Below are 4,797 nucleotides of genomic sequence, written 5' to 3'. Positions count from 1 at the left end.
CGCCGCTGATGGACGACCAGGAGCTGGACAGCCGCGCCTCCGGGGGACCGATCTACTGGGAAGGCGCGGTGAGTGCGCAGGACGGCGCCCGCGGCTACCTCGAGCTCACCGGCTACGTGGGGACCCTGCGACTATAGCGCCCACAGATTTTTAGACGCGGTCACCGAACCTTAGCCGTCATTGATCGGTAATCCGCGCCGAATTAACTTCTGCCGACTCTATTCCCTCGGGGGGACTATCGAAATGCGCGCGATCTTATCCGCGGCCATGGCGCTTGGCCTGGCCGCTTCCATGCTGTCGGCGAGCCCGGCGGCCGCCCAATACGGCATGGACAAGAAGCAACCCAAGAACGCGGCCACGCCGGAGATGCCGCGCTGCGCTCAGCCGCTCGGCCGCGTGGCGATCCAGGAGCCGGAAACCCGCTGGTGGACCGAGCTCGGCCTGTCCAACCCCGAGGTGCTGATCAAGCTGTTCGCCTCGCGCTCCAATTGCCTGCGGGTCGTGGACCGCAACGCCGGCCTGGCCATGCGCAACCAGGAGGCGGATCTGGCGGCCTCGGGCGACCTGAGGCGCGGTTCGAACCTCGGCCGCGGCCAGGTGGCGGCGGCGGACTTCTTCATCATCCCGGACATCGCCAACTCGGACTCCGACGCCGGCGGCAACAACTTCGGCGCCCTGGCCGGCTCGCTGATCGGCGGCCGGGCCGGCGCCATCGCCGGCTCTATCCGCACCCAGCGCGCCCAGGCCCAGGCCCTGGTGACCCTCGTCGACGCCCGCACCACCGAGCAGCTCTATGTGGCCGAGGGCGTGGCCCAGAAGACCAACGTCTCGATCGGCGGCGGCCTCGGCGGCTGGGGCTGGTCGGGCTTCGCGGCCCTGGCGGGCGGCGGCTATTCCGACACCGATATCGGCAAGGTGATCAGCGCGGCCTACTACAACGCCTTCGTCGACCTGATCGGCTACCTGCAGACCTCGGCGCCGACCGGCGAGCAGGCCAGCGCCAACGCCGGCATCCAGGCCTACTCGGTGAAGTCCTCGGTGGTCATGCGCCGCCAGCCGAACCCGCAGGCGCCCTCGGTGCGCAGCTTCCAAAGCGGCGACATGGTCTATCCCACCGGCCAGAAGAACGGCATCTGGTGGGAAGTGGACGACGAGACCGGCAACCGCGGCTGGGTGACCTCGCCGGCCCTGTCGCCGCGCTAGCGGCGTTCGGAACCGGCCCGACGGCTTCGGGTTGAGGGGCAAACCCTCAACCCAGGAGCTGACATGGCGACCGACCCGAACGACCGCGAAGCTGCAGAGGCGCGGCTCTGGAAGGAGCTCGCCGACGAGCAGATCGGCATGCTGGGGGTGGTCGGCGGCGAGCCGCACCACTTCCAGCCGATGACCGCCTTCCCTGAACCCGAGACCGGCCAGATCTGGTTCTTCACCTACAAGGACACCGAACTGGCCGACCAGGTCGGCCAAGGCGCTCAGGCGATGTTCGTGCTGCAGACCAAGAAGCTATGGGCCTGCATCGGCGGGCGGCTCACCCAACAGCACGACCGCGAGCGGATGGACCGCTACTGGAACCCGGTGGTCGCCGCCTGGTACCCGCAGGGCAAGGACGATCCGCGTCTGACCCTGCTGCGCCTGGACGCCGACGACGCCCAGGTCTGGATCTCAGACGTCGGACCCGTGAAGTTCGCCTGGGAGATCGCCCGGGCCAACGCCCAGCATCGCCAGCCGGACCTTGGCGGCCGTGCGGATCTCAACCTGCACTGATAGGCCCGTATTCCAATCATGGTTGGCGGCCCGCCGGCGCTCCGGCGGGCCGCTTCTGCGCTGGCCGGCGGCAATACTATTGCGTAGGAATTTGCCTGCTCAGCCCCGTTTGATCTTACCCTAGATTAATCCGCTCACAGGCTAAGCAAGAGCGATCCGTCGACTGGTCGACATAAATCAGAGCAGTCAGGTGTTCGCCATTCACCTGCATTCTGGCGGTCGCTCATCTGCTTTACAAAAGATTTGCCGTTCCTATGTCGTGTTCGCGACAGTCGGGCCTATTTCACGCCGATAACTTGCAACCGTCGCCGTGGGGGCGGCGTTCGATTCGCCATGCAAAGGCCAGTCCGTCCGTTGCAAAATCGTCTGCTCGCCTCTCTGCCGCGTGACGACTTCGCCCTCATCGCGCCGCACCTGGCTTCGGTGGACCTGGAGCGCGGGCGGCTGCTGTACGACCCCGGCGACCGGATCGACACCGTCTACTTTCCACTCGACGGGGTGATCTCGTTGATGACGTTGATGGAGAACGGCGCGGCCATCGAGTCGGCGACCATCGGGCCGGAGGGGGCGCTCGGCCTGACCGCGGCGGTCGCGCCGCGCCAGTCGCTGAGCCGGGCGATCGTCCAGACCCCCTGCCGCGCCTGCCGGATCAGCGCGGTCCAGCTGCATGAGGTGTGGGAGAAGAGCCCCAAGCTCCGCGACCTGGCGGACCGCCACGCCGAGGCCCTGTTCGGCCACGCCATCCAGTCGGTCGCCTGCAACGCCCTGCACTCTGTGGAGGCGAGGTTCTGCCGCTGGCTGCTGACCTGCCATGACCGGATCAGCGAGGACCGGGTGGCGCTGACCCAGGAGTTCCTGGCCGACATGCTGGGCGTCCAGCGCACCACCGTGACGGCGGTGGCCCGCACGCTGCAGGAGAAGGGCGTGATCCGCTACCGCCGCGGCATCGTCGACATCATCGACCGCCCGGGGCTCGAGGCGATCGCCTGCGAATGCTACGGCGCCATCCGGCGGACCTACGAGCGGCTGTTGCCGCTGCCGCAGGCTGGCAGCTTCTAGACCGCGAACACCAGCCGACCGACCGTGCCGCCGGGCGAGGTGGCGATCTCAAACTCGCCACGGGCCTGACTGGCCAGGCTCTTCACCAGCCACAGGCCGAAGCCGTCACGGCCCTCCTCGGACGCGGGATCGAAGCCGCAGCCGTCGTCGGTGACGGTCAGCTGGCAGCGACCGTCGCCGACCCCCGTCAGGTGGATGACAACCCGGCCCGGCCGGTCAGTGAAGGCGTGCGCCAGGCAGTTGCCGACCAACTCCTGGGCGATTACCGCCACCGCCGCAGCGGCGTTGTCGCCGAGCAGGAAGCTCTCCGCCTCCAGCGCCACCTCGGCGGCGTTCAGGCCCTGCCGCCGGCGCCAGACGGGCGCCATCTCAGCCAGGTAGCTGGCGAAATCGACGCCGTCCGGCCGACGGTGACGCTCCAGCGCGCCCAGCGTGCCGATGGCGTCGGCCATCCAGGCCAGCTGGCGCCGCAGCTCGGGATCGGCGGACTTCTGACTGCGCATCCGCGCCAGGGCCGCGAGCAGCTGGAAGATGTTGGCCGAGCGGTGGCGCATCTCCGAGGCGGCGCGCGCGGCGGCCTCCTCCGGCGCAAGGTTCGCTTCCGCAGACTCGCTCATGGATCCCGCCCCGCCTCGAATCGGCGTCTCCCCGGCGCCTTTCGATCACGATAGCTCCGGTCGCTGATCGCGTGACCTGAAACGCTGTCGCACCCGCCCCTACTGGAACCTCAGGCGCAACAAGGGGTTCGCTCCCTCGGGACACGCTGAGGAGACTACCTGATGCGACTTCGGCTGGTATTCATCTGCATCGCGGCCGCCGTCTCGGCGGGCGCCGCCGCTGACGCGCGCGCCCAGGCGTCCGCGGCCAGCGCCGACCAGGCCGGCGTCAACGCCAACGCCGCCGTGGACGGCTCCAGCCCGCTGACCGCCGGCTCCATCGTCAAGGACGCGCGCGGCGCCACGGTGGGCCGCATCGAGCGGGTCGTGGACGTGCCGGCCGGCGCCGACCGCGTGGTGCTCCGCATCGGCCGCGACCTGGTCTCCGCCCCCGCCACCAGCTTCACCGTCACTGACGGCGCGGTGACCGCCACCCGCACCAAGGCCGAGCTGCGCGCCATGGCGCGAGCGGCAGGCGGCTGATCTGTCGGAAGGCTTGGAGCGGGTGAGGGGAATCGAACCCCTGACATTCAGCTTGGGAAGCTGACGTTCTACCTCTGAACTACACCCGCGCCGGAGGCCGTCTCAGTTAGCCTTCCGCCCCGGCCGGCGCAAGGCCGCCCGGCGGCTTGCGGACCCGCAGGCGGATGCGGAACTCCTCGACCACGTTGTTTAGCGAGCGGATCGCCTCGCCCAGCGCCTCGCGGCTCATCTCGCGCCGGGCGAGGCGCGAGTTATAGGGCTCAGAGAGGATCAACTGCGCCTCCTCCAGCGCGAAGTCGACGCCGAGATAGAAGGCCATGGGGGTGTTGGAGGCCCCCTTCTCCTTCCACTCCTGGTTCTTGCGCCAGTCGAACAGGGTCAGCATCTGCGGGGTGATCGGCCGCACGTGGGTGGGGTCGCCGATGAAGTTGTCGTGCCGCGGGTGCGGGACGTAGACCAGCACCGCCGCGCCGTCGGCGCAGACCCGGTAAAGCTCGCGCACAATGGCTAGGAAGACCTTCGAGTCCGCGCCCATATGCTCCAGCGAATGGATGAAGCGGACCTCCTCGGCGCTGTCGTCGGACCAGGGCCAGGGAGTCTGCTCGAGGTCGAAGATCACGTCCGCGCCGCTCTCGGGCGCGGAGTCCACGTTGACGAAGCCGGCCAGCTTGTTCTGGCCGCAGCCCATGTTGAGTTTCACGTCGACTCCCCGCCGCTCTGCGTCCGGACGATGTGCGGGCCGCCCGCCGGTTGCAAGGCCCCGCACCCGTGACTCTCTAAACGTTCGGCTAATCCTGATCTGCGAAGCTGCGGGCGGGACAAAACGTCCCGCCTG

General features: G+C 68.7%; 7 protein-coding genes and 1 tRNA gene. 5 read left to right on the top strand and 3 right to left on the bottom strand.

Annotated features, from left to right (window positions below):
- The first annotated feature begins 8 nt into the window (after window positions 1-8).
- The 4 genes from VHK87_RS19515 (at window position 9) to VHK87_RS17355 (ending at window position 2,823) form a co-directional block, all read left to right on the top strand.
- Window positions 9-137 (top strand): lipocalin family protein, encoded by a 129-nt coding sequence (locus VHK87_RS19515; protein ID WP_414694164.1) that lies wholly within the window; start codon window positions 9-11, stop codon window positions 135-137.
- Window positions 138-243: 106 nt separating this feature from the next.
- Window positions 244-1,203, top strand: a complete 960-nt coding sequence (locus VHK87_RS17365) for a CsgG/HfaB family protein (RefSeq protein WP_329636148.1) — start codon at window positions 244-246, stop codon at window positions 1,201-1,203.
- 63 nt (window positions 1,204-1,266) lie between these two features.
- Window positions 1,267-1,764 (top strand): pyridoxamine 5'-phosphate oxidase family protein, encoded by a 498-nt coding sequence (locus VHK87_RS17360; protein ID WP_329636147.1) that lies wholly within the window; start codon window positions 1,267-1,269, stop codon window positions 1,762-1,764.
- 354 nt (window positions 1,765-2,118) lie between these two features.
- Complete coding sequence (locus VHK87_RS17355; RefSeq protein ID WP_329636146.1) at window positions 2,119-2,823, top strand: Crp/Fnr family transcriptional regulator; 705 nt, start codon at window positions 2,119-2,121, stop codon at window positions 2,821-2,823.
- Here the strand turns inward: VHK87_RS17355 and VHK87_RS17350 are convergent.
- Window positions 2,820-3,440 (bottom strand): sensor histidine kinase, encoded by a 621-nt coding sequence (locus VHK87_RS17350; protein ID WP_329636145.1) that lies wholly within the window; start codon window positions 3,438-3,440, stop codon window positions 2,820-2,822. The two genes, VHK87_RS17355 and VHK87_RS17350, sit on opposite strands and share 4 nt — an antisense overlap.
- A gap of 162 nt (window positions 3,441-3,602) precedes the next feature.
- Between VHK87_RS17350 and VHK87_RS17345 the strand changes: the two genes are divergently transcribed.
- Window positions 3,603-3,962 carry a hypothetical protein gene (locus VHK87_RS17345; protein WP_329636144.1) on the top strand — a complete coding sequence of 120 codons (360 nt, stop codon included), beginning with the start codon at window positions 3,603-3,605 and terminating at the stop codon, window positions 3,960-3,962.
- Window positions 3,963-3,976: 14 nt separating this feature from the next.
- Here the strand turns inward: VHK87_RS17345 and VHK87_RS17340 are convergent.
- Window positions 3,977-4,051, bottom strand: a tRNA-Gly gene (locus VHK87_RS17340).
- 17 nt (window positions 4,052-4,068) lie between these two features.
- Window positions 4,069-4,662: a hypothetical protein gene (locus VHK87_RS17335; RefSeq protein WP_329636143.1), complete on the bottom strand. Its 594-nt coding sequence runs from the start codon at window positions 4,660-4,662 to the stop codon at window positions 4,069-4,071.
- Between the last annotated feature and the right edge of the window lie 135 nt (window positions 4,663-4,797).

Origin of the sequence: Phenylobacterium sp. (assembly GCF_036263695.1) — a bacterium.
In the GTDB taxonomy this organism is placed as follows: domain Bacteria; phylum Pseudomonadota; class Alphaproteobacteria; order Caulobacterales; family Caulobacteraceae; genus Phenylobacterium.
The sequence above is the reverse complement of the archived record's forward strand: the minus strand, read 5'-3'. Positions and strand labels throughout refer to the sequence as shown.